We start from the raw sequence: 23,389 nt of genomic DNA on the forward strand, positions 1-23,389 counted from the left end.
CTAAAGCGTAGTTGTCGTCGTTTGCAACTATCATTTGCAGCACTTGAAGTACGTGTGTTGCTACCCACACGACATGCACCTAAGGGTTCGTAATCGACGTCGAAGCCAATGTCGCCCCCAGAATCTGCCATTATATCATCATAATGACACTTCGTATGACCAATTATTTATCGTAAAGTTCCATCATTAAATGAGGGGCAGGCTTTGTTTGAAAGTATTGATAATTATTGTGAGCGGGTCGGGGCAGCATTCTGGGCTGAACCGCTGAATGCGGTCACCAACCTGGCGTTCATACTCGCTGCGTGGTTGGCGTGGAATATGATGCAACGCCTGTCGGCCCAGTCCACAGGGCACCGCTTTCTGATTGCGGTGCTGTTCAGTATCGGTGTCGGCAGCTTTCTGTTTCACACCTTTGCCACCGGCTGGGCGGAGCTGGCGGACATCATCCCCATCCTGGTGTTTCAGACGGCTTTTCTCTGGCTGTACAGCCGTGAGGTCATCCAGCTCGGCCGTCCCTGGGCCGGGCTATTGATGGTGGCGTTCTTTGTGCTGGTGGTGGCCGGCTTTCAACTGAAAACCCTGCTTGGGCTGAGCCCGGATTCTCCGTCACCGGCGAACGGTTCGGAAATGTATGCCGGTGCGCTGGTGGGGGTGTTTACCCTGGCGTTGTATCACCTGCTGACCGATCGGGTAGGGCGCTTTACTTTGTTGGGGGCGTTTGCTTTGTTTTGCCTGTCCCTTGGCTTTCGGACCCTGGACATGGCGTTTTGCTCAGTCTGGCCTGTGGGGACGCATTTCCTGTGGCACCTGTGTAATGCCGCAGTGTTGTATCTCTCCATCAGGGCTTTGCTATTGAATAGCAGCGGAGAGCCATTGCCAGGGGAAGAATACCAGCGCCGGGTAAGCGCATAGCAGGAGAATCACCACCGTACCCCAGCCGAACACTGCAGGCCGTTTCACGAAATTGGTATAGGCCGCGCCCACCATCACGGCGCTGATCACCAGCGCCCCCAAGCTGGCCCAGTGCGGCCACCACCAGACCAGTAACATGGCCGGTGCTGCGATCAGCTCCAGAACCCCCGCCAGAATCCGCAGCCAGTGCGGGTACTGAAACTTGTCGAACTCCTCGATCATGTGCGGATGGCCGCTGGCCTTCAGCCAGCCGGTTACCAGAAAAAATACCGCCAGAAGGGTTGCGATGACTTGCGCACTCAGAATCATGTCGGACACCGTTAAGTTGGGTGTCCACTGTAGCGTTGAAAGGCTATATGGTCAACTGCCGTTGACCGTATTCAGCTGCTCTTGAGAACCCGGCTCTTTTCCCGGTTCCAGTCGCGATCTTTTTCGGTGGCGCGCTTGTCGTGCAGCTTTTTACCTTTGGCCAGTGCGATTTCACATTTCACCACCCCGTTTTTCCAGTACAGGGCCAGGGGCACACAGGTGAGCTGTTTTTTGGTGATGGCGCTAAAGATGCGGCCCAATTCACTTCTGTGCAACAGCAGTTTGCGGGTGCGGGTGGGGTCCGGCACAAAGTGGGTGGACACCGTCGACAGCGGGGATATGTGGCAGCCAAACAAAAACGCTTCGCCGTCCTTCATGAGCACGTAGCTGTCCATGAAGTTGACTTTCCCTTCCCGCAGGCTTTTCACTTCCCAGCCTTCCAGTGCCAGGCCGGCTTCAAAGCGGGTTTCCAGGAAGAATTCGTGCTTGGCTTTCTTGTTGAGGGCGATGGTGGAGCCGCCGCCGGATTTTTTGTTGGCTTTCGACATAGTTTCCGCGCTGATGTATCCAGTTCTCCGGAATGGACCGGGCCGCTAAGTATAGGGCTTTTGGCATTCAAAACCAAAAACAGCCTGCGTTGTTTTGACAGTCTGCAAAAACGCTAGGAAAATGACCTTTGCGCTGGGGGTGTTATTAGGGCGCGCCTGCTTATTACAATTCCGATAATCGCTTCGCATAAAGGACTGCCTATGTCAGAGCAGCAATCAATTCATGGTATCTGGACCAAACGCTGGACCTTTGTGCTGGCGGCCACCGGCTCCGCAGTGGGGTTGGGCAATATCTGGAAGTTTCCTTATATGGCAGGTGAGAACGGCGGTGGTGCATTCGTCCTGATCTATCTGTGTTTTATTGCTGCGATCGGTATCCCGGTGATGCTGGCGGAAATCCTGTTGGGGCGCCGCGGTCGCGCCAGCCCGATTAACAGTATGCACAAGCTGGCGGACGAGGCTCAGGCCACGCCATTCTGGGGCGGGATTGGTTGGCTTGGTGCCGTGGCCGGAATGCTGATTCTGTCTTTCTACAGTGTGGTGGCCGGTTGGGCGGTATCTTATGTGTACCTGATGGCCAGCGGTACGTTCACCGGCCAGGAAGCGGAGGTGATCAGCGGTGAATTCGGCAATCTGGTGAGTGACCCCGCCAAATTGGTGGACTGGCACACGGTGTTCATTGCCATGACAGTGGTGGTGGTGGCCAATGGTATCCATAAAGGGTTGGAGATGGCCGTCCAGCTGCTGATGCCGCTGCTGTTCATCATGCTGCTGCTTCTGCTGGGGTATTCCATGACCCAGGAGGCCTTTACCGACAGCCTGCGCTTTCTGTTCAAGGTGGATTTCGGCAAGTTGACAGAAGAGGCCGTACTCAGTGCCCTCGGTCATTCTTTCTTTACCCTGAGCCTGGGAATGGGTGCCATCATGGCCTATGGCGCCTATATGTCGCGCCAGCAGAGCCTGGCTGCAACGGTCGTCACCGTGGGGGTGCTGGATACCCTGGTGGCCATTGTGGCGGGGATGGTGATCTTCACCATCGTGTTTGCCAATGGTTTGGAGCCGGGAGCCGGACCTTCCCTCATGTTCCAGACTCTACCCATTGCCTTCAGCCAGATGCCCGGTGGCGTGGTGCTGGGCACCATGTTCTTTGTGCTGGTGGTGGCGGCGGCCTGGAGTTCTGCTATTTCGCTGGCGGAACCGGCTGTGGCCTGGGCGGTGGAAACCCTGGGCATGAACCGCGGAGTGGCGGCGTTGATCGTGGGGGTGGTTGCCTGGGTGTTGGGCGTGGCCTGCGCGCTTTCCCTGAACATTTGGTCTGATGTGAAGATCTTCGATGAGACCATATTTGATTTTCTGGATAAGCTCACCACCAATATAATGTTGCCGCTGGGTGGCCTGCTGATTTGTATCTTCGTGGCTTGGGTGATGGATCGCGCCATTGTGCGCAAGGAAGTGGATATCGATCATCCCACTATTTACAAAATCTGGTTCTTCCTGGTGCGTTTTGTGTCGCCGGTGGGCGTAGCCGTGGTGATGCTCAACAAGCTGATGGAATAAAATGAGTGACGTAATGATTCAAGTGGAAGTGGCTTATGCTTTGCCTGAAAAGCAGATGATTATCCCGCTCACGGTGAAAAAGGGCACCACCATGTTCGATGCGGTGGTGCAATCCGGTATTGCGGACAAGTTTGAGGGCCTGGATATCAACAGCATCCCCATGGGGGTGTTCGGCAAGGCGGAACGCAAACCGAAGGAGCGGGTGTTGGAAGAAGGGGAGCGGGTGGAACTCTATCGGCCCCTGATTGCCGACCCCAAGGAAGTCCGCAAGAAGCGGGCCGCCAAAAAAGCGGCCGGCGAGGAATAGCAATAGCGGATTACTGGGGGGCGCTGGCTCAGGTTTCGGTGCTTGGCGCCGGCTCAGTGGTTTCCTTCTGGGGGGCGTTCTCAGGCTCTCCGGCGGGCGTTGGCTGCGTGGGCAGCTCGATACCCATTTGTTTCAGCAGATCGTTGCGTAACGCTTCCGGGTCTTTGTAGCGGCTGGTATCTATCTTCGCCAGGCGTTCGTTCTCAAAAAACAAGGTGAGCTGGTTTTGCACCAGAATGCCTTTGCCGGTCTCCAGGCTGTACATGTAGTCCCAACGGTTCGGGTGGAACGTGTCCGCAATCATCGGCGAGCCCATCACATACTCCACCTGCCGGGGAGTCATGCCCACGCGGAGTTTGTCCAGCATTTCCTTGGTGATCAGGTTGCCCTGGCCCACGTCAATGCGGAACACACCCGGGAAGCGCAGGGAGCTGCAGCCGGTCATGGCCACAGCAACGACTATAATCAGTAAAGCAGCTGGCTTGCTGCGGCGGAAAGCATTCAACAAGTTTTGCATCTGGTATTGTTTTCCACTATCTTCGCAAAAAACGGACATCATACAGGTAACCCGGTTTCTTTAGAAACCGGAAAACGAAGAAAGATCCCTATGACAAATGAAAATCAGGAATTGCGCAAGGCCGGCCTGAAAGTCACCTTGCCCCGCGTCAAAATCCTGCAGATCCTGGAAGCTTCAGACAGCCATCACATGAGTGCGGAAGACGTCTATAAGGCGTTGCTGGATGCCGGTGATGACGTCGGACTGGCGACGGTTTATCGGGTTTTGACCCAGTTTGAAAGCGCCGGCCTGGTCAGTCGCCTGAACTTCGACGGTGGCCATGCAGTGTTCGAACTGGATAAAGGCGATCACCATGACCACATGGTGTGTGTGGATTCGGGCAAGGTCATCGAGTTTGTTGACACTGAGATCGAAGCGTTGCAGCACGCCATAGCCGCCAAGCACGGCTTTGAACTGGTGGACCATAATCTCGTGCTGTATGTGAAACCGAAAAAATAGGCCAGTGTGCCGATTGAGGAAAGCCTAGGTCTGGCTTTCCTCGATCAGTTCCTTTGCATGGGCCAGGGTCTGGTCTGTGATCTTCAAGCCCCCCAGCATGCGGGCAATTTCCGCTACTTTTTCATCCTGTGACAGCTCTGCGATATCCGTATGGGTCTGGTTGCGGCTGGTTTGCTTGTTGACATGCAGGTGGGTGTGACCCTGGGCCGCTACCTGGGGCAGGTGGGTTACGCACATTACCTGGTTGTCGGTGCCCAGTTCCCGCAACAGGCGGCCGACGATCTGGGCCACTGCCCCCCCGATTCCCACGTCCACCTCATCGAATACGAGGGTGGCCACATTGGTTTTGGCGGCGCAGGCCACCTGAATGGCCAGGCTGATGCGGGACAGCTCCCCCCCGGAGGCCACCTTGTTGAGCGGCTTGGCGGGTTGGCCGGGGTTGGTGCGTACAATGAATTCAACCACTTCCAGTCCGTGGGCGTTGTACTGTTCCTCACCCAGGGGCTGCAGGTCCACCTGAAACTCTGCACCGGGCATGCCCAGGGGTTGTACTTTCTCCGTGATCAGCTTGCTCAGTTTGCGGGCTTCCCTGGCGCGGCCTTTGGACAGCTTTTCCGCGGCTTTCAAGTAGTCCTCGCGGGCGTTCTGGGCCGCTTTTTCCAATTTGGCCAGTTTTTCGTCGCCACCGTCGATGGCGTCCAGCTCTGTCTGCAGCTCTTGCCACAGATCCGCCAGTTGGTGGGGGTCCACCCGGTGTTTGCGGGCCAGGTGAAAGTAGCCGGAGACCCGGTTATCCAGTTCCTGGTAGCGCTCCGGATCAAGGTCCAGGCCGTCCAGGTAGTGGCGCAGGCTGGAGCCGGCTTCGTCCAGTTGGATGCGCGCGCTGTCCACCATTTCCACCACATCCTTAAGGCCGGGGTCTTCCTCCAGCATGTCCTTTAATAGCTGCAGAATGGCATGGGCCTGGTCCAGCACAGTGCTGTCCCCTTCGCACAGGCCGGTCAGCGCCTGTTGCCCCCGGCTGAGGAGGGATTCCACGTTGGAGAGCTTCTTGTGCTCCGCTTCCAGTTCCGCCAGTTCCCCCGGTTGCGGTTTCAGTTCGTCCAGTTCGTTGATCTGGAAACGCAGCAAATCCGCCCGGTCCTGCATTTCCTTGGCGTGGTCGCGAAAATGTTCATAGGCCTGCAGTTCCTTCTGCCAGTGACGAAAGGCCTCGGACACCGATTTGGCCAGGTCATTGAGGCCGGCGAACTCATCCAGCAGGGCCCGGTGGGTGTCTTTCTTCAGCAGGGCCTGGTGTTCATGCTGTCCGTGAATGCTTACTAACATTTCACCCAGTTCCTTCAGGCTTTGAACCGGGGAGGGCGTGCCGTTGATGTAGGCGCGGCTGCGACCGTCGGCAGACACTACTCTGCGCAGGATGCACTCGTGGTCGGCGTCCAGGTCCCGGGATTGCAGCCAGGCTCGGGCGTCGGGATTGTTGTGGACATCAAACGTGGCCAGGATCTCGGCTTTGTCCGCCCCGTGGCGTACCGAACCGGATTCTGCCCGGTCCCCCAGGGCCAGCCCCAGGGCATCAATCATGATGGACTTGCCGGCGCCGGTTTCCCCGGTGATCACCGTCAGTTTGTTGGGGATGTCCAGATCCAGCTGTTCGACAATGGCAAAGTTGCTGATATTGATGTGTGTGAGCATAAGGGGGTCGGGATCGCGCCTGGTTGATCGTGTTGAAGTGCTCCCATAATAGGGAAATTGGTGGCTTGTCGCCATCGGGAAAGCCGCGCTAGAATCAAAAAACGTACGAATTTTCAAACATCTGACAGAGTGGCCATGAGACCGAAGATTGACAGGGCAGAAGAGGTGTTGAAGGCGCTGGTGGAGCGCTACATCCAGGATGGCGAGCCGGTGGGCTCCAAGGCCATTGCCCAGTCCATGGTCAACTCTGCCAGCCCGGCCACCATCCGCAATGTGATGGCCCAGCTGGAACAGCGCGGGTTGATCCACTCTCCCCACACGTCCGCCGGCCGGGTGCCCACGCCGCTGGGGTATCGTATGTTCGTGGACACTCTGCTGACGGTGTCCTCACCCGGCAAGGAAAACGTGGACCGGGTGCGGCAACGATTATTGCCGGATAAAACGCCTCAGGAATTGATGGAAGAGGCCTCGGAGGTGTTGTCAGATCTTACCTCCATGGCGGGCATTGTGATGGTGCCGAAAAGTGACCGGTCCAGCCTGCGCCAGGTGGAGTTCCTGCCCCTGGAAGGCAAGCGGGTGCTGGTGATTCTGGTGCTCAACGACCGGGAGGTGCAGAACCGCATCATCACCACCAACCGCCGCTACAGCGAGTCCGAGTTACAACAGGCCGCCAATTACCTGAACCAGCATTTTATCGGCAATCCGTTGGGGGCTATTCGCGAGCGCTTGCTGAAAGCCATGCAGGATGACAAAACCCACATGGATTCCCTGATGCAGACGGTGATTGAAGTGGCCTCCCAGAGCTTTCAGCCCAGCCCCCAGCCGGATTGCGTGGTGTCCGGCCAGTCCAACCTGCTGACCATGGCGGATGAGCGGGGTTTAGATCGGTTGCGGGAGTTGTTTGATGCCTTCCAGCGCAAGCGCGATCTGCTGGATCTGATGGATCATTGCGTCAACGCCGATGGGATCCAGATTTATATCGGCCAGGAATCCGGCTATGAAATGCTGGATCAGTGCAGCCTGATTTCCTCCACGTACGGCACTGAGGATGAGGTGCTGGGGGTGTTGGCGGTGATTGGCCCTACCCGCATGCCCTACCAGAAAGTCATTCCCATGGTTGATTTAACAGCAAAAATTCTCTCTGCGGCCTTGAAGCCTGCCAGTTAACCCCCATATAGCCTTCAAATTTTTCAGAGAACCTCGCCCTCGATTCAGAGGGGTTTGGGTAAGTATTTGTTTTATTTGGAGAATGTGTATGTCCAACGAAGAAGCGACGCGCCCGCCGGAAGAAGAGCAACACGCCCAGGGTGTGGAGCAGGAGGCTGTTGAACAGGCCCCTGCAGCGGAACCGGCGGCTGAAAATCTGGAGGCGCCCTCGGTGGAATCCCTGTTGGCAGAGGTGGCGGAGCTGCAGGCCAAGGTCACAGAGCAGAACGATTCTGTGCTGCGTGCGCAAGCGGAAGTGCAAAACATCCGTCGCCGCTCCGAGCGGGATGTGGAAAACGCCCACAAGTTCGCCCTGGACAAGTTTTCCTCCGACCTGCTGCCCATTATCGACAGCCTGGAGCGTGCCCTGGACGCTGCGGAAAGTCTGGAAAATGAAGCCGTTACCGCCATGCGTGATGGTGTCGAGCTGACCCTGAAGATGTTCGTGGATACCCTGGCCAAGCACGGTATCGAGCAGCTGAATCCGGTGGGGGAGCCCTTCAATCCGGAATTTCACCAGGCCATGTCCATGGTGCCCAACCCGGATATGGAGCCCAATTCCGTGATGGCCGTCATGCAGAAGGGGTATGTGTTGAAAGGCCGCCTGGTGCGCCCCGCCATGGTGGTGGTGTCGAAAGCACCCTGACCCCAGAACCCCGATGTCGCTAAATGGGGCGCGAAGAAATTGCGGCTTATTCCTGAATAAGCACTTGAATTGAGGGGTGAAGGCCCCATTTAGGTAACCAGACAACGGAATCGATAGCACTCACCGATTCCAAAACAAGTTAGACATGAACCGTAACGGGCTGCCAAGCCCGAACCGAGCGAATCAGCGGAGAGTTTTAAAATGGGTAAAATCATCGGCATCGACCTGGGTACAACCAACTCGTGCGTAGCGGTAATGGAAGGCGACAAGCCCAAAGTGATCGAGAACAGCGAAGGCGATCGTACCACTCCCTCCATCATTGCCTATAACGAAGATGGGGAGATCCTGGTGGGTCAATCCGCCAAGCGTCAGGCGGTGACCAACCCTCACAACACCTTGTTCGCGGTGAAGCGTCTGATTGGGCGTAAGTTCACCGACAACGAAGTGCAGAAAGATTTGAAGCGGGCTCCCTTCAAGATCATCAAGTCCGACAACGGTGATGCCTGGGTGGAAGCCCACGGCAAGAAGATGGCGCCTCCTCAGGTATCTGCAGAAATTCTGAAGAAAATGAAGAAAACCGCAGAAGACTATCTGGGTGAGCCGGTGACCGAAGCGGTGATCACCGTGCCTGCATACTTCAACGACAGCCAACGTCAGGCTACCAAAGATGCCGGCCGTATCGCCGGTCTGGATGTGAAGCGCATCATCAACGAGCCCACCGCAGCCGCACTGGCCTACGGTATGGACAAGAAGCGCGGTGACTCCGTGGTAGCGGTGTACGACCTGGGTGGTGGTACCTTCGATATCTCCATCATCGAAATTGCCGAAGTGGATGGCGAGCACCAGTTTGAAGTGCTGGCCACCAACGGTGACACTCACCTGGGTGGTGAAGACTTCGACCTGCGCTTGATCGAATATCTGGCGGATACCTTCCAGAAGGATTCCGGCATCGATCTGCACAACGATCCGTTGGCCCTGCAGCGTCTGAAAGAAGCGGCGGAAAAAGCCAAGATCGAACTGTCTTCCAGCCAGCAGACAGAAGTGAATCTGCCGTACATCACCGCAGATGCTTCCGGCCCGAAACACTTGAACATCAAGTTGACCCGAGCCAAGTTGGAATCGCTGGTTGAGAAAATGGTGGAAGATTCCCTGAAGCCCTGCGAAACCGCGCTGAAGGATGCCGGCCTGAAAGCCTCTGACATCAACGAAGTCATCCTGGTAGGTGGTCAGACCCGTATGCCTCTGGTGCAGGAAAAGGTGAAAGCCTTCTTCGGCAAAGAGCCCCGCAAGGACGTAAACCCGGACGAAGCGGTGGCCGTAGGTGCTTCCATCCAGGCTGCCGTACTGGCCGGTGATGTGAAAGACGTATTGCTGCTGGACGTAACGCCGCTGACCCTGGGTATCGAAACCATGGGCGGCGTGATGACCCCGCTGATCGAGAAGAACACCACGATTCCGACCAAGAAATCGCAGATCTTCTCCACGGCGGACGACAACCAGACTGCGGTTACCGTACACGTCTGTCAGGGTGAGCGTAAGCAGGCTGCCCAGAACAAATCCCTGGGCCGTTTCGATCTCTCCGACATTCCGCCTGCGCCACGGGGTATGCCGCAGATCGAAGTCACCTTCGACATCGACGCCAACGGTATCCTGAACGTCAGCGCGAAGGACAAGGCTACCGGCAAGGAGCAGTCGATCGTGATCAAGGCCTCTTCCGGTCTGAGCGATGACGAGATCGAGCAAATGGTTCGGGATGCGGAATCCCACGCTGAGGAAGACCGCAAGTTTGAAGAGCTGGTGACCGTGCGTAACCAGGCTGACGGCATGATCCACGCCACCAGGAAGACGCTGGAAGAAGCCGCCGACAAAGTGCAGCCGGAAGAGAAGACGGCGATTGAGTCTGCCATCACCGCGTTGGAAGATGCACTGAAGGGTGATGACAAAGACGATATTGAGGCCAAAACCAAGGCGTTGACGGAAGCCTCCTCCGGCTTGGCCCAGCGTTTGTATGCTGAGCAGCAGGCCCAGGGCGGTGCCGAAGCCACTGATGCAGCGGCGGATGCCAAAGCCTCAGCCGGTGGTGCACCCGACGACGCGGTGGATGCCGAGTTCGAAGAAGTGGACGAAAGCAAGAAGTAATCAGCTCCTGGTGCGGCCGCTTCGATGTGAAGCGGTCGTGCCCGGTCTGCTTGTCAACGGCATTATCGGGTCGCGGAGCACTGTCTCCGCGCCTTTGTGTCGGACACCATGATCCGACAAGGGTATAATTCGCACCATTCAACACATCAAATTGGTCTGAACGCATGTCGAAAAGAGATTTTTACGAAGTACTCGGGGTCGCCAAAGGCGCCAGTGCGCAGGATATCAAGAAAGCCTACCGCAAGCTGGCCATGAAGTATCACCCTGACCGTAACCCGGACGACAAAGAGGCGGAGGCTAAGTTCAAAGAGGCCACCGAAGCCTACGAAGTGCTTTCTGACGAACAGAAAAAAGCCGCTTACGATCAATATGGTCACGCGGGTGTCGATCCAAACATGGGCGGTGGTGGCTTCCACGCCGGTGCCGGTGCCAGCTTCAGTGACATCTTTGGCGATGTGTTTGGCGATATCTTCGGTGGTGGCGGAGGTCGTGGTGGTTCCCGCAATAATCGCGGTTCTGATCTGCGCTATACCCTGGAGTTGGACCTGGAAGAAGCGGTAAAAGGCACCAGTGTGGAAATTCGTGTGCCCACCATGGTGCACTGCGATACCTGTGACGGCTCCGGCGCCAAGAAGGGCACCAGCCCGGTGACTTGTACCACCTGTGGTGGCGTCGGTCAGGTGCGCATGCAGCAGGGCTTCTTCTCAGTGCAGCAAACCTGCCCCGCCTGTCGTGGCCAGGGCAAAATCATCAAGGACCCCTGTTCCGATTGTCATGGCCAGGGCCGCAAAGAGAAGCGCAAAACCCTCTCCGTCAAGATTCCACCGGGCGTGGATACCGGCGATCGTATTCGTCTGGCCGGTGAAGGTGAGGCCGGCATGAACGGTGGGCCGGCGGGGGATCTGTACGTGCAGGTGGCGGTGCGCGAGCACGCCATTTTCCGGCGTGAAGGCAAGGATCTGTATACCGAAGTGCCCATCAGCTTTGTGGACGCGGCATTGGGCGGCGAATTGGAAGTGCCCACCCTGGACGGTCGGGTGAAATTGAAGATTCCATCGGAAACCCAAACCGGTAAACTGTTCCGCCTGCGGGGCAAAGGGGTGACACCGGTGCGCGGTGGCAACGCCGGTGACCTGTTGTGTCGGGTGATCATTGAAACCCCGGTCAACCTGTCCAAAGAACAGAAAGATTTGTTGAAACAGTTCCAGGAAAGTCTGGAGAAAGAAGGTCATCGCCAATCACCGAAAAAGAGCGGTTGGTTTGATGGTGTGAAATCCTTCTTTGACGATATGTTGTAAGCAGCCTCTATTTAAGGAAGCCATTTCGTGAGTAATTCCGACGTACGTGTTGCCGTTATCGGCGCAGCGGGCCGCATGGGGCGAGCCCTGATTCAGGCGGTGACAGAAGGTGAGGGGGTGACCCTCACTGCAGCCATCGATCGCCCCGGCAATTCCCTGATCGGCGCTGACGCCGGTGAGCTTGCCGCCATCGGTAAGCTGGGTGTGGCCGTGGCCGACAGCCTGGAAGCAGTAAAGGATGACTTCGACGTTCTGATCGATTTCACCGCGCCTGCGGCCACGGTGGCCAATGCCCGCTTTTGTGCGGAGCACGGCAAGAAAATGGCCATCGGCACCACCGGCCTGAGTGAGGCTGAAAAAGCCCAGTTGGCGGAGTCCGCGACCAAAACCGCCATCATGTTTGCCCCCAACATGAGCATGGGGGTCAACCTGTGCTTCAAGTTGCTGGAGATCGCCGCCAAAGTGTTGGGGGATGAAGTGGACATCGAGGTTGTGGAGGCCCACCATCGCCATAAAGTGGATTCCCCTTCCGGCACTGCCCTGCGCATGGGCGAAGTGGTGGCCGACGCCCTCGGTCGTGACCTGAGAAAAGTGGCGGTGTATGGCCGCGAAGGCCAGGATGGTCCCCGTGATCGCGATACCATTGGTTTTGCCACGGTGCGTGCCGGTGACATCGTGGGCGAGCATACCGTGATGTTCGCGGCAGACGGCGAGCGGGTGGAGATAACCCACAAAGCCACCAGCCGCATGAACTTCGCCCGGGGCGCTGTGCGGGCCTGCCGCTGGTTGGACGGCAAGGAGCCGGGCCTGTTCGATATGCAGGATGTGCTCGGCCTGCGTTGAGTGATCCCGGGCATCTGTTCTTGATGACCCGTCCTTTCAGAGCGTATCCCTGATCAGGGCTGCCTGCACGGCAGCCCTTCATGTCTCCGCCGGCTTGGCAATCCAACCCATTCCTGTTATCAATGTGCTGCATTCACCGCAGCAGATGATGATTCGAGACCATGGCGTACGAGCAGGCGTATAACAACGAAACCCGCGATCTGGTGCAGTTGGCCAGAAAGAACAAGCTGATCAAACCGCAGTTCCGGGATGATGTCATCGGAAAGGTGTGGGATGCACTGCAGAAGCGCAAGTCGGTGCTGTTGGTGGGCGTGCCCGGAGTGGGTAAGTCGGCCATCGTCCATGGCCTGGCCCATCAGCTGGCCCAGCAGAAAAAGATGGGGCTGCGGGAGCTGGCCACCCAGACCGTGATGCGCGACACCAAATACCTGGGGGAGTGGCAGACCAAGGCAGGGGTAATCTTCGGCAGCGCCAAGAAAGAGAAAAGCATCCTCTATGTGCTGGATATCTGGAACATCACCTCCGTCGGGGTGAGCAGTTCCGACCCTTCCAATCTGTTTGACTTCATTCTGCAGGATCTGCAGTCCAAAAGGCTGGTGTTGTTGGCGGAGGCGTCCCCGGATGTGGTGGACGAGATGCGCAAGCACCCTCTGTTGCTGAACCAGTTTGAAGAGATTCAGGTGGAGCCGCTGCAGGCAGAGCAGATCCGGCAGTTGGCGCAGCAGGCGTTCGACGGTTCCCGCTTCGATATCGAGGCTGCGGCCTGCCAGCGCCTGCTGGATCTGTGCGATCGCTTTTTGCCCGCCAGTCAGGGGCCTGGGCCAGTATTGAACTTTGCCCACCAGGTAATGGATTACTGCGAACAAAAAGCCGACATCGGTGAGCACGAAAGCATCTCCCCCCAATTTGTGGAAAAAGTGTTCACCATCTATACGGGGCTGCCGGCGTTTGTCATCAGTCGGGACGAAACCAAATCCATTCGGGAAATCCGCGACTGGTTCCGGGAGCGGGTCATCGGCCAGGATGGCGCCATCGAGGCGGTGGTGGAAACCATTGCCCTGTTCAAGGCCGGTTTGCAGGACCCGTCCCGACCGTTGGGGGCCTTCCTGTTTGTGGGGCCCACCGGTGTCGGCAAGACGGAACTGGCCAAAGCCCTGGCGGTGTTCTTGTTTGGCAGTGCCTCCCGCCTGTTGCGCTTCGATATGTCGGAATTCAAGGATTATTACGCATTCCAGATGATGCTGGGTGATCCGGGCAACCCCAACAAGCAGGCGCGCCTGCTGGACCCGGTGCGCAGTCAGCCTTTTCAGGTGATTCTGTTTGATGAGATCGAGAAGGGGCACCCCAACGCCTGGGATATCCTGTTGCAGTTGCTGGACGAAGGCCAGGTCAGCCCTCCCAAGGGGCCTAAGGTGAATTTCCGCAATACCATCGTGATTGTGACCTCCAACGTGGGCGCTCGGGATGCCCAGCGCCCCCCCATGGGCTTCACCCAAAACGGCCAGGGTGGCAGCAATATTTCCATCGAGTCACTGGAGACGGAGTTTCGCCCGGAGCTGCTTAATCGCTTTCAGCACATCGTGTCGTTTCATCCGTTGGCGCCAGAGCAGGTGAAGTCCATCGCCCGCAAGGAGCTGCGCCAGATTCTCACCCGGGAAGGCATCACCTCCCGTAACCTGATTGTGGAGGTGGAGGACGATGTGCTGCAGCATGTGGTGGATACGGGCTACGACCAGCGCTATGGTGCCCGGGCTCTCAAGCGGCAAATCCAGCAGCAGGTGATCCTGCCCTTTGCCACCTATTTGATGGAGCACGCAGTGGAGCCGGGCGCGTTGCTGAAAATGAGCCTGCTCCATGGCCGCCCCCGCATCCAGGTCAAGCAGACCTCCCAGAGCGTCGAGTTCCGGCAGCAGAACGAGCCGGTGACCAGCGGCAAGGGCAAGCGTTATCGCTTGGCAGACCTGAAGCAGGGGGCGCAGGACATGGCAGCCCAGCTGCAGCGATTGCGGGAGCAGGTGGGGGAGGAGCACCTGATCGCCCGTCTGGACGAACTGGATCAGGCGCGACAGCGGGCCGATTTCTGGTCAGATCCGGTGGCGGCCCATCGAGTCATTCTGGAAACGGACGATATCGGTGGTCAGCTGGACCGGCTGGCGGGATTGGCGAACCGAGTGGCCGATATGCGGGCGCTGCTGGAAACTGATCCGGGGCGGGAGGTTCTGGTGCGCAGTGCGGAGGCGTGTGAGCGACTGCAGGAGCAGTTGGCCACTGCCCAGCTGGAGATGGTGGGGCTGGGCTCCGATCAGCGTTGGGATGCCCTGCTGGAGCTGCGGCCGGTGGGGCAGTCGAGCCCTTTGCAGCAAACTCTGTTCGAGCTGTACCAGGGCTGGGCTAAACAGCGCCGTTATGAGGTCAAGGTGTTGGCGGAGCCGATGACTGAGTCCGAGCCGGCCCTGTTGTGGGTGAAGGGCCCCTATGCCTACGGGTATCTGTGTGGTGAGCAGGGCTTGCATCGCTTCCGAGACGGCGAGCAGCACAGCGTGGTGCGGGTCAGTGTGGCTGCACTGAATCAGGAGGCCGGCGAGGAGCGCTTCATGAATCACCGTGCGCTCAAGCAGGTCGGGTGCTATGGCGGTCGCATTCGCTCGCGGTTGGAGGTGCAGGATTGCCGGGGCTTGGTGTTGCAGAATGAGGACTCCCTGGCGGAAAACCGCGAAACGGCGTTGGCAGTGGCTTCCTCCTGGCGCTTGGGGGCTGTGGCCCAGGACGAGCTGGTGCGGCGTTACGACGCTGACCCTTTCCTGGTGCGGGACTATTTAACCCGCTCCACAGTAGGGAAAAAGGACGTGCTCAAGCCCAAACGCTTCCATTTGCTGTTGGAGCGGCGCATTCGGGAGCGGGGCGCGCTTCATTAGCCAGGCGCGATGAACTGAAGCGGGTTGACGGCTGCGCTGCCCATAAAGCAATGGACGCCACCTGCCCAATTCGATAAAATACGCCCGATCAGCTCCTTGGAGGAGCGGTCCTTCATCCTTTCACTCACCAACAGACATTCAGCAAGGCTTAGCAGTTCACTGTATCAAGCCCGCTACTGTTCGGCCCAGAGTTTTTGAAGGATTGAAGGACTGAGTCCGCCACATTGTCCTGATCACACCAGAGCAAGAATCCACGAAGCGGGATGGGTTTCACTGAATCCGTTCCGCTTTTTTGCAACTGGTGTTTTGTCGCCGTTTTACCGTGCTCTGCACTCGCACTGACCAGCAATGGAGGTTGGCTTGAACAAACCAGCCATTTTGGCCCTAGAAGACGGCACCCTGTTTCAGGGTGTATCCATCGGAGCCGACGGGCAATCCGTAGGCGAAGTAGTTTTCAATACCGCGATGACCGGCTATCAGGAAATCCTGACCGATCCATCCTATGCCCGACAAATGGTCACCTTGACCTATCCCCATATCGGCAATACCGGCGTGACGGAAGAGGATGAAGAATCCCGCCAGATCTGGGCTTCGGGCATGATCATCCGTGACCTGCCGCTGCTGGCCAGTAACTGGCGGCGACAGAAAAACCTGGATGAATACCTGCGGGAAAACGGGATTGTGGGCATCGCCGACATCGACACCCGCAAGCTCACCCGAATTCTGCGGGAAAAAGGCGCGCTGGGTGGCTGCATCATGGCCGGCAACGTGGATGAGGCAGTGGCGCTGGCTGCGGCCAAAGGGTTCCCGGGCCTGAAGGGAATGGATCTGGCCAAGGAAGTCACGGTATCCGAGCCGTACTATTGGGCAGAAGGCTCCTGGGTCTGGGGCAAAGGTCACACCCGCCAGGACAACGGCAGATACAAGGTGGTGGCCTATGACTACGGTGTCAAACGCAATATTTTGCGCATGCTGGCAGATCGCGGCTGCGACCTGACCGTAGTACCGGCACAAACCCCGGCCAGCGAGGTGTTGGCCATGAAGCCGGATGGTGTCTTCCTGTCCAATGGCCCCGGTGATCCGGAGCCCTGTGATTATGCGATTCAGGCCATCAAGGAAATCCTGGAGACCGACATCCCGGTATTCGGTATCTGCCTGGGTCACCAGTTGCTGGCACTGGCCAGTGGCGCCAAAACCGTGAAGATGAAATTCGGCCACCACGGTGCCAACCATCCGGTGAAAAACCTGGACGACAACACCGTCATGATTACCAGCCAGAACCACGGCTTTGCCGCGGACGAGGCTACCCTGCCGGCCAATCTGCGGGCTACCCACCGGTCGTTGTTCGACGGTTCCCTGCAGGGTATCCATCGCACCGACAAACCGGCCTTCAGCTTCCAGGGGCACCCGGAAGCCAGCCCTGGCCCTCATGACGCAGCGCCTCTGTTCGATCACTTTATCGAACTCATGCAAGAACGCGCCAAGTAAGCCAATCAATGCAACGGTAGGATGCAATGCCAAAACGTACTGACATACAAAGTATCTTGATTCTGGGGGCCGGCCCCATCGTGATCGGCCAGGCCTGCGAATTCGACTACTCCGGCGCACAAGCCTGTAAAGCCCTGCGGGAAGAAGGTTTTCGGGTCATTCTGGTGAATTCCAACCCGGCCACCATCATGACGGACCCCGCCATGGCCGACGCCACCTATATCGAGCCGGTGGAATGGAAAACGGTAGCCAAAATCATCGAGAAAGAGCGGCCGGATGCAGTGCTGCCCACCATGGGCGGTCAGACGGCCCTGAACTGTGCGCTGGACCTGGCCAAGCACGGTGTGCTGGAACAATTTGACGTAGAGCTGATCGGCGCCACCCAGGACGCCATTGACAAGGCGGAAGACCGCGAGCGCTTCGACAAGGCCATGAAATCCATCGGCCTGGAGACCCCTCGCGCCCAGATCGCCCACAGCATGGAAGAGGCACTGCAGGTATTGGATGTGCTGGGCTTCCCCTGCATCATCCGGCCCTCGTTCACCATGGGTGGCTCCGGCGGTGGTATTGCCTACAACCGGGAAGAATTCATCGAAATCTGTGAGCGGGGCCTGGACCTGTCGCCCACCAATGAATTGCTGATCGACGAGTCCCTGATTGGCTGGAAAGAATACGAAATGGAAGTGGTGCGGGACAAAAACGACAACTGCATCATTGTCTGCGCCATCGAGAACTTCGACCCCATGGGTGTGCATACCGGTGATTCCATTACCGTGGCTCCGGCGCAAACCCTGACCGACAAGGAATACCAGATTCTGCGGGATGCGTCCCTGGCGGTACTGCGGGAAATCGGGGTGGAAACCGGCGGCTCCAACGTGCAGTTTGGCATGTGTCCCAACACCGGCCGATTGGTGGTGATCGAGATGAACCCCCGGGTTTCCCGCTCTTCGGCGCTGGCCTCCAAGGCTACCGGCTTCCCCATCGCGAAAATCGCCGCCAAGCTGGCGGTGGGTTACACCCTGGATGAACTGCTCAATGACATCACCGGTGGCAATACCCCGGCGTCCTTCGAGCCGTCCATCGATTACGTGGTGACCAAGATTCCCCGCTTCAACTTTGAAAAGTTCCCCAAATCCAATCCGGTGCTCACCACCCAGATGAAATCCGTGGGCGAAGTGATGGCCATTGGCCGTACTTTCCAGGAATCCATGCAGAAAGCCCTGCGCGGCTTGGAAGTGGGCGCCGACGGTTTTGATCCGATCCTCGATCCCAACGCCGAAGATTTTCGGGATGAGTTGTTGAACCTGCTGAAAAACCCGGGCCCGGATCGCATCTGGGTTTTGGGCGACGCCTTCCGCGCCGGCATGAAGATCGACGAGGTGTATCAATGCACTGGCATCGATCCCTGGTTCCTGGTGCAGATTGAAGATGTGATTCGTGATGAGCAGGCGCTGCAAAAGTCTGCCATCGGCGACATGAGCAAGGATCGATTCTGGAAACTGAAGCGCAAAGGGTTCTCGGATGCCCGCCTGGCCAATTTGCTTGGGGTGTCCGAAAAGCAGGTGCGACAGCGTCGTCAGGAACTGGGGGTGAACCCGGTTTACAAGCGTGTTGACACCTGTGCTGCAGAGTTTGCGACCACCACTGCGTATATGTACTCGACTTACGAGGAAGAGTGCGAAGCTGCACCCAGTGACCGTGACAAAATCATGGTACTGGGTGGTGGTCCTAACCGCATCGGCCAGGGCATTGAATTTGACTATTGCTGTGTGCACGCCGCCCTGGCTATGCGTGATGACGGTTACGAAACCATCATGGTGAACTGTAATCCGGAAACCGTTTCCACTGATTACGACACCTCTGATCGTCTCTACTTCGAGCCGGTCACGTTGGAAGATGTGCTGGCCATCGTGGCCCTGGAAAAACCCAAAGGGGTGATTGTCCAGTTCGGCGGTCAGACACCCTTGAAACTGGCCCGTGCCCTGGAAGCGGCTGGCGTGCCGATCATCGGCACCACACCGGATGCCATTGATCGCGCGGAAGACCGTGAGCGATTCCAGCAGATGATCGAGCGCTTGGGCCTGCGTCAACCGCCGAACCGGACTGCCCGCTCCACTGAAGAAGCGGTGCGGTACGCAGAAGAGATCGGCTATCCATTGGTGGTGCGCCCCTCCTACGTATTGGGCGGCCGTGCCATGGAGATCGTGTACAAGGAGTCTGAACTGCGCCGTTACATGAACGAGGCGGTCAGTGTGTCCAACGATGCACCCGTGTTGCTGGATCGATTCCTGGACGATGCCATCGAAGTGGATATGGACGCCGTATCTGACGGTAAACAGGTGGTCATCGGCGGGCTGATGCAACACATCGAACAGGCCGGTGTTCACTCCGGGGATTCCGCCTGTTCATTGCCGCCCTATAACCTGAATCAGGAAGTGCAGGACATCATGCGAGAACAGTCCCGCAAGATGGCGCTGGAGTTGGGCGTGGTAGGCCTGATGAACGTGCAGTTTGCGGTGAAACGCAATGAAGTCTACGTACTGGAAGTGAACCCCCGTGCCTCCCGTACCGTACCCTTTGTGTCCAAGTGCATTGGGGTATCCCTGGCCAAAGTGGCGGCCCGTTGTATGGCGGGTATGTCCCTGGAGGCCCAGGGCTTCACCAACGAGATTGTGCCCAAGCATTATTTCGTGAAGGAAGCCGTATTCCCCTTCGCCAAATTCCAGGGTGTGGATCCTATTCTGGGGCCGGAAATGAAGTCCACCGGAGAAGTGATGGGTATCGGTGATGAGTTTGGTGAGGCGTTTGGCAAGGCCTCACTGGGGGCTGGCGAAAAACTGCCGCGTAAGGGCACTGTGTTCATCAGTGTCCGGGAAGGCGACAAACCGGCCGCGGTGGAAGTGGCGCGCCAGCTTTCCAGTCTTGGTTTTAAACTGATCGCTACCCGCGGTACGGCGCGCCTGATCACCGAGGCCGGGCTGGAAGTGAAACAAATCAACAAGGTTAAAGAAGGACGTCCGCATATCGTCGATGCCATCAAGAACCGGGATGTTGAGTTGATCATCAACACCACAGAAGGCACGCAGGCTGTATCGGACTCTTACCAGATCCGTCGCGAAGCTCTGCAAAACAAAGTGGCTTACACCACCACCATTGCCGGTGCCCAGGCCATCTGCGCTGCCTTGCAGGCAGACACGGGTATTGTGGTGCGACGTTTACAGGATCTGCACGCGGAGTTGCAATCATGAATCGATTTCCCATGACCGTTCAGGGTGCGGAAAAATTACGAGAAGAACTGGATCGCCTGAAGAAGGTTGAACGTCCGCGAATAGTGGCAGCCATCGCAGAAGCCCGCGAACATGGTGATCTCAAAGAGAATGCCGAATACCACGCGGCCCGTGAAGAGCAGGGCTTTGTGGAAGGCCGTATCATGGAGATCGAAGGTAAGTTGGGTAATGCCCAGATCATCGACATCTCCAAAATTGACAATAACGGTAAGGTGATTTTTGGCGTTACTGTCGACCTGTATGATGTGGACAAGGACGAAGAGAAGACCTTCCAGATCGTGGGTGATGATGAGGCGGATATCAAGCAAGGTAAGTTGTCGGTGAACTCTCCCATTGCCCGCGGCCTTATCGGCAAGTTCGAAGGGGATGAGGTATCGGTGGATACCCCCGGAGGAACTGTGGTCTATGAAATTGTCAAAGTGAAGTATCTCTGATGAACCTGGGATCGATTGGTCCGGGTATGAAGTAAAAGCTGCATAATAAAAGGGGCGTTAATCGCCCCTTTTATTATGCAGCTTTTATGCAACTACGGGATTGAGCGGCCATAAAAAAACGCCGCAGAGCGCGGCGTAAAGCAGGTTAAGAAGTCGGTTTGCGCGGTTACTCCATTTTGCCCTGATGGCGTTCCATCCGTTTTTCAAATTTCTGTTTGCGTTTTTCCTGCATGGCTTCAAATTCTTTCACCTGCTCGGGGCTGAGAATGGCTTTGATTTCGCCGTCGGTCTCTTCCTTCAATGCTTTCATTTGCTCCCGCAAAGCCTCCATGCGTGGCTTTTTAGCCTCGAAAATGCTTTTCACTTGAGCTTGTTGTTCTTCCGTCAGGTCCAGGTGCCGGGTGAGTCCTTTCAGCATGTGACTGCCGTCACCCGGGGGCATGGCCATAACCGGGATGGCGATTGCAGCGCTGATGATGAGTGCGATAACGGTTCTCATGGTCTGTTTCCTCTGATTCCATTGTGAGTGTGGGGCTGTTTGGCTTCAGGTTCAGTATGTCGGTGATCTTTGCAGATAAAACTCAGCAATTGTGCAAAGAATGTGGAAGCTCGAATTTGTAGCCGACACCATAGACTGAGTGCACCACTTCCTGGCCGGGGCAGGCCAAGGCCAGTTTTTTGCGCAACTTGTTGATGTGGGAATCGATGGTTCGATCATTCACAACACGGTGGTCCCGGTACATGCTGTCCATCAACTGGTCGCGGCTGAAAATGCGGCGTGGGTCATCACTCAGGGTTTTCAGCAGGCGGAATTCCACCGCGGTGAGGGCGATCTCCACCCCTGCCAGCGTGACGCCCAGGGTGTTCTCATCCATCACCAGGCCACCCTGCTCAGGCACCTGGCTCAATGGCTCCGCCGCGGTGCGGCGCAGCACGGCTTTCACTCGGGCTACCACTTCCCTTGGGCTGAAGGGCTTGCAGATGTAGTCATCCGCCCCCAGTTCCAGGCCCAGCAGGCGGTCGATTTCCTCAATTTTGGCGGTCACCATAATGATTGGAATGCTGCTTTGCTGGCGGATTTCACGGCACAGGGTCAGGCCGTCTTTGTGCGGCAGCATCAGGTCCAGGAGCACCAGATTCGGTCGGAATTGCTCGAAGGCCGCCATTGCCTCGGCCCCGTCGCCAATCACCTGGGTAGCAAACTGGTGGTGTTGGAGGTAGTCCTGCAGCAGGTTGGCCAGGTCCGATTCGTCCTCCACAATCAGGATTCGGGTCATGGGGTCTCCAACGGCAGTGTCACAATGATTTTCAGGCCCCCCAGTGCACTGGGCTGCGCCTGAATGCTGCCCTGATGTGCCTCGGCGATGGCGCGGCACAGGTTCAGGCCCAGGCCGGCACCGCCGGTATCCCGGTTGCGGGAGCTTTCGCCCCGATAGAAACGTTCGAACAGGGATTCCAGCTGGGAATCGGCGACGCCCGGGGAGGAGTCTTCCACGCTAAGCAGAGCACAGTCCCGGTGGCGCGCCAGGCTGACTTTCGTCATGCCCGGCGCCTGGGTATAGCGCAGGCTGTTCTCCAGTAAATTGCTGAGAAGTTGTTGAATCCTCTGTGGGTCCGCCAGCACGTTCACCGTGGCGTGGATCTCGCAGCTCAACGTCAACCCGGCTTGTCGGAAACGCGCTTTGAAACTGTTCACGCAGTCTTCGATGAGAGGGCCGGCGGCGGTTTCCTGCATCCGGTATTGCAATGCGCCCACATCGGCGAGAGAGAGCTGATACAGGTCTTCCACTAACTGTTGCAGGCGCAGGGTTTGGCGGGCCAGGCGCTGGTGGGTGCTGTCATTGTATGGGTGGACTCCGTCTTCAATCGCTTCCAGTTGTGCCCGTAAGGTGGCGATGGGGGTCCGCAACTCGTGAGAAATATCCGCCACCCATTTACGTCGGGATTGCTCGGTGCTCTGCAGAATCAGCGCCAGGTGGTTTAAATGGCCGCCCAGCTGTGCCAGTTCGTCACGCCCGTGAAGGGTAACCCGTTCATCGTACCGGCCCTCGCTCAGGTGGTGTATGTGGCGGCCCAGGCGATCCAGCCGATGTACCAGAAACCGTGACACCGGCCAGGCGAACAGCACGGACAATGCGATGGCCATGAGCACTATATACAGTAGCTGCTCACCCTGGCGACGGGCGAAGCGTTCGTCCATTCTACTGAAACTGCGATGGTCGGTATTGAATCCGATGTAGCCGACCGTATCCCCCTCCAGCTGGATGGGGACCAGGTTGGTGTGCTCCAGGTGCTGTGGGGGACGCCCCATTACCGGGCTCTTCTCCGCATCCAGCAAGAAAAACAGCTGCATGGGCGGGCGGGGTTTTATGGGCGGTGGAGCAGGGGAAGGCTGCGTTTCTGATTGGAAGGATGGCCCGGGCTCAGGTGGCGGCAGCGGGCGACTCAACAGGCGGCGCAGTTTGCGCGGATTGGCCTGCAGTGCTGACCAGTCGCCGTTGTCCCGGTAATAGTCCGCCAGCCGTTCGCTGGCCTCCTGCATCCGGGCCAGGTTTTGCTGGGTGACATAATCGCGGAAATTGCTGTGGAAGCTCCATTTCACCAGCAGCGCGATGCTCAGGATGAGCACCCCACTGAAGGCCAGGAAGGTAAGCAGGAGCTTCTTGTGAATCGACATACTGGGCATTGTTTACCGGGCGTTGTTTTCTGGGCAACGTTTCGAGAGCGCTGGCCTCAGTATATCGACAAAATGTGCAGGAATATTTCAAATGCCCGTAGCATGGGCCTGTT

The 23,389-nt window shown here is 57.5% G+C and carries 19 protein-coding genes, 1 other RNA gene and 1 pseudogene; 13 read left to right on the top strand and 8 right to left on the bottom strand.

The features are described from left to right. Positions 1-119: a transfer-messenger RNA gene (gene ssrA / locus D9N14_RS08225) on the bottom strand; the annotation flags it as partial. An 85-nt stretch (positions 120-204) separates the two neighbouring features. Here ssrA and D9N14_RS08230 point away from each other — a divergent pair. Next, positions 205-912 carry a ceramidase domain-containing protein gene (locus tag D9N14_RS08230; protein WP_290578891.1) on the top strand — a complete coding sequence of 236 codons (708 nt, stop codon included), beginning with the start codon at positions 205-207 and terminating at the stop codon, positions 910-912. Here D9N14_RS08230 and D9N14_RS08235 read toward each other — a convergent pair. Further along, positions 850-1,221, bottom strand: coding sequence for a DoxX family protein (locus tag D9N14_RS08235; RefSeq protein WP_290578892.1), 372 nt, complete (start codon positions 1,219-1,221; stop codon positions 850-852). The two genes, D9N14_RS08230 and D9N14_RS08235, sit on opposite strands and share 63 nt — an antisense overlap. A gap of 71 nt (positions 1,222-1,292) precedes the next feature. Beyond that, positions 1,293-1,769 carry an SsrA-binding protein SmpB gene (smpB, locus tag D9N14_RS08240; RefSeq protein WP_290578893.1) on the bottom strand — a complete coding sequence of 159 codons (477 nt, stop codon included), beginning with the start codon at positions 1,767-1,769 and terminating at the stop codon, positions 1,293-1,295. A 201-nt stretch (positions 1,770-1,970) separates the two neighbouring features. Here smpB and D9N14_RS08245 point away from each other — a divergent pair, with 201 nt between their 5' ends. Together D9N14_RS08245 and D9N14_RS08250 are read left to right on the top strand one after the other, a co-directional pair. Next, the gene (locus tag D9N14_RS08245; protein WP_290578894.1) at positions 1,971-3,326 is read left to right on the top strand and encodes a sodium-dependent transporter; all 1,356 of its coding nucleotides are present in this window, start codon (positions 1,971-1,973) and stop codon (positions 3,324-3,326) included. Between the two features lies 1 nt (position 3,327). Further along, positions 3,328-3,633, top strand: coding sequence for an RnfH family protein (locus tag D9N14_RS08250; protein WP_290578895.1), 306 nt, complete (start codon positions 3,328-3,330; stop codon positions 3,631-3,633). Positions 3,634-3,661: 28 nt separating this feature from the next. On the opposite strand, the gene D9N14_RS08255 is transcribed toward D9N14_RS08250, so the two are convergent. Further along, positions 3,662-4,150, bottom strand: coding sequence for an outer membrane protein assembly factor BamE (locus D9N14_RS08255; RefSeq protein WP_290578896.1), 489 nt, complete (start codon positions 4,148-4,150; stop codon positions 3,662-3,664). Positions 4,151-4,240: 90 nt separating this feature from the next. On the opposite strand from D9N14_RS08255, the gene fur reads away from it, so the two are divergent. Next, positions 4,241-4,648, top strand: a complete 408-nt coding sequence (gene fur / locus D9N14_RS08260; protein ID WP_290578897.1) for a ferric iron uptake transcriptional regulator — start codon at positions 4,241-4,243, stop codon at positions 4,646-4,648. 24 nt (positions 4,649-4,672) lie between these two features. Here the strand turns inward: fur and recN are convergent, their stop codons facing one another. Beyond that, positions 4,673-6,343: a DNA repair protein RecN gene (recN, locus tag D9N14_RS08265; RefSeq protein ID WP_290578898.1), complete on the bottom strand. Its 1,671-nt coding sequence runs from the start codon at positions 6,341-6,343 to the stop codon at positions 4,673-4,675. A 135-nt stretch (positions 6,344-6,478) separates the two neighbouring features. Here recN and hrcA point away from each other — a divergent pair, with 135 nt between their 5' ends. From hrcA to greA, 9 genes and pseudogenes are all read left to right on the top strand, one after another. Then, entirely contained in the window at positions 6,479-7,510 is a 1,032-nt protein-coding gene (gene hrcA / locus D9N14_RS08270; RefSeq protein ID WP_290578899.1) for a heat-inducible transcriptional repressor HrcA, read from the top strand. Between the two features lie 88 nt (positions 7,511-7,598). After that, positions 7,599-8,195: a nucleotide exchange factor GrpE gene (grpE, locus tag D9N14_RS08275; protein WP_290578900.1), complete on the top strand. Its 597-nt coding sequence runs from the start codon at positions 7,599-7,601 to the stop codon at positions 8,193-8,195. A 183-nt stretch (positions 8,196-8,378) separates the two neighbouring features. Next, positions 8,379-10,334, top strand: a pseudogene (gene dnaK, locus D9N14_RS08280) (molecular chaperone DnaK); the annotation flags it as partial. A gap of 164 nt (positions 10,335-10,498) precedes the next feature. Continuing rightward, entirely contained in the window at positions 10,499-11,632 is a 1,134-nt protein-coding gene (dnaJ, locus tag D9N14_RS08285) for a molecular chaperone DnaJ (RefSeq protein ID WP_290578901.1), read from the top strand. Positions 11,633-11,659: 27 nt separating this feature from the next. After that, positions 11,660-12,475, top strand: coding sequence for a 4-hydroxy-tetrahydrodipicolinate reductase (gene dapB, locus D9N14_RS08290; RefSeq protein WP_290578902.1), 816 nt, complete (start codon positions 11,660-11,662; stop codon positions 12,473-12,475). Positions 12,476-12,636: 161 nt separating this feature from the next. After that, positions 12,637-15,390, top strand: coding sequence for an AAA family ATPase (locus D9N14_RS08295; RefSeq protein WP_290578903.1), 2,754 nt, complete (start codon positions 12,637-12,639; stop codon positions 15,388-15,390). 360 nt (positions 15,391-15,750) lie between these two features. Next, the gene (gene carA, locus D9N14_RS08300) at positions 15,751-16,878 is read left to right on the top strand and encodes a glutamine-hydrolyzing carbamoyl-phosphate synthase small subunit (RefSeq protein WP_290578904.1); all 1,128 of its coding nucleotides are present in this window, start codon (positions 15,751-15,753) and stop codon (positions 16,876-16,878) included. A 26-nt stretch (positions 16,879-16,904) separates the two neighbouring features. Next, positions 16,905-20,126 (top strand): carbamoyl-phosphate synthase large subunit, encoded by a 3,222-nt coding sequence (gene carB, locus D9N14_RS08305; RefSeq protein WP_290578905.1) that lies wholly within the window; start codon positions 16,905-16,907, stop codon positions 20,124-20,126. After that, entirely contained in the window at positions 20,123-20,599 is a 477-nt protein-coding gene (greA, locus tag D9N14_RS08310; protein WP_290578906.1) for a transcription elongation factor GreA, read from the top strand. The genes carB and greA overlap by 4 nt, the downstream gene beginning before the upstream one ends. Positions 20,600-20,765: 166 nt before the next feature. Here the strand turns inward: greA and D9N14_RS08315 are convergent, their stop codons facing one another. The 3 genes from D9N14_RS08315 to D9N14_RS08325 form a co-directional block, all read right to left on the bottom strand. Further along, entirely contained in the window at positions 20,766-21,098 is a 333-nt protein-coding gene (locus D9N14_RS08315) for a Spy/CpxP family protein refolding chaperone (RefSeq protein WP_290578907.1), read from the bottom strand. Between the two features lie 82 nt (positions 21,099-21,180). Then, complete coding sequence (locus D9N14_RS08320; protein ID WP_290578908.1) at positions 21,181-21,876, bottom strand: response regulator; 696 nt, start codon at positions 21,874-21,876, stop codon at positions 21,181-21,183. Then, positions 21,873-23,276, bottom strand: coding sequence for an ATP-binding protein (locus D9N14_RS08325; protein ID WP_290578909.1), 1,404 nt, complete (start codon positions 23,274-23,276; stop codon positions 21,873-21,875). The genes D9N14_RS08320 and D9N14_RS08325 overlap by 4 nt, the downstream gene beginning before the upstream one ends. Positions 23,277-23,389 lie beyond the last annotated feature (113 nt).

This window comes from Ketobacter sp., assembly GCF_003671495.1.
Lineage (GTDB): Bacteria > Pseudomonadota > Gammaproteobacteria > Pseudomonadales > Ketobacteraceae > Ketobacter.

Excerpts from the sequence above, each read along its gene's own strand:
- smpB (WP_290578893.1), bottom strand. The coding sequence starts at position 1,769 with ATGTCGAAAGCCAACAAAAAATCCGGCGGCGGCTCCACCATCGCCCTC.
- greA (WP_290578906.1), top strand. The coding sequence starts at position 20,123 with ATGAATCGATTTCCCATGACCGTTCAGGGTGCGGAAAAATTACGAGAA.
- carB (WP_290578905.1), top strand. The coding sequence starts at position 16,905 with ATGCCAAAACGTACTGACATACAAAGTATCTTGATTCTGGGGGCCGGC.
- D9N14_RS08315 (WP_290578907.1), bottom strand. The coding sequence starts at position 21,098 with ATGAGAACCGTTATCGCACTCATCATCAGCGCTGCAATCGCCATCCCG.
- D9N14_RS08320 (WP_290578908.1), bottom strand. The coding sequence starts at position 21,876 with ATGACCCGAATCCTGATTGTGGAGGACGAATCGGACCTGGCCAACCTG.
- D9N14_RS08295 (WP_290578903.1), top strand. The coding sequence starts at position 12,637 with ATGGCGTACGAGCAGGCGTATAACAACGAAACCCGCGATCTGGTGCAG.
- D9N14_RS08245 (WP_290578894.1), top strand. The coding sequence starts at position 1,971 with ATGTCAGAGCAGCAATCAATTCATGGTATCTGGACCAAACGCTGGACC.
- recN (WP_290578898.1), bottom strand. The coding sequence starts at position 6,343 with ATGCTCACACACATCAATATCAGCAACTTTGCCATTGTCGAACAGCTG.
- hrcA (WP_290578899.1), top strand. The coding sequence starts at position 6,479 with ATGAGACCGAAGATTGACAGGGCAGAAGAGGTGTTGAAGGCGCTGGTG.
- fur (WP_290578897.1), top strand. The coding sequence starts at position 4,241 with ATGACAAATGAAAATCAGGAATTGCGCAAGGCCGGCCTGAAAGTCACC.
- dnaJ (WP_290578901.1), top strand. The coding sequence starts at position 10,499 with ATGTCGAAAAGAGATTTTTACGAAGTACTCGGGGTCGCCAAAGGCGCC.
- D9N14_RS08250 (WP_290578895.1), top strand. The coding sequence starts at position 3,328 with ATGAGTGACGTAATGATTCAAGTGGAAGTGGCTTATGCTTTGCCTGAA.
- grpE (WP_290578900.1), top strand. The coding sequence starts at position 7,599 with ATGTCCAACGAAGAAGCGACGCGCCCGCCGGAAGAAGAGCAACACGCC.
- D9N14_RS08255 (WP_290578896.1), bottom strand. The coding sequence starts at position 4,150 with ATGCAAAACTTGTTGAATGCTTTCCGCCGCAGCAAGCCAGCTGCTTTA.
- D9N14_RS08325 (WP_290578909.1), bottom strand. The coding sequence starts at position 23,276 with ATGTCGATTCACAAGAAGCTCCTGCTTACCTTCCTGGCCTTCAGTGGG.
- D9N14_RS08235 (WP_290578892.1), bottom strand. The coding sequence starts at position 1,221 with ATGATTCTGAGTGCGCAAGTCATCGCAACCCTTCTGGCGGTATTTTTT.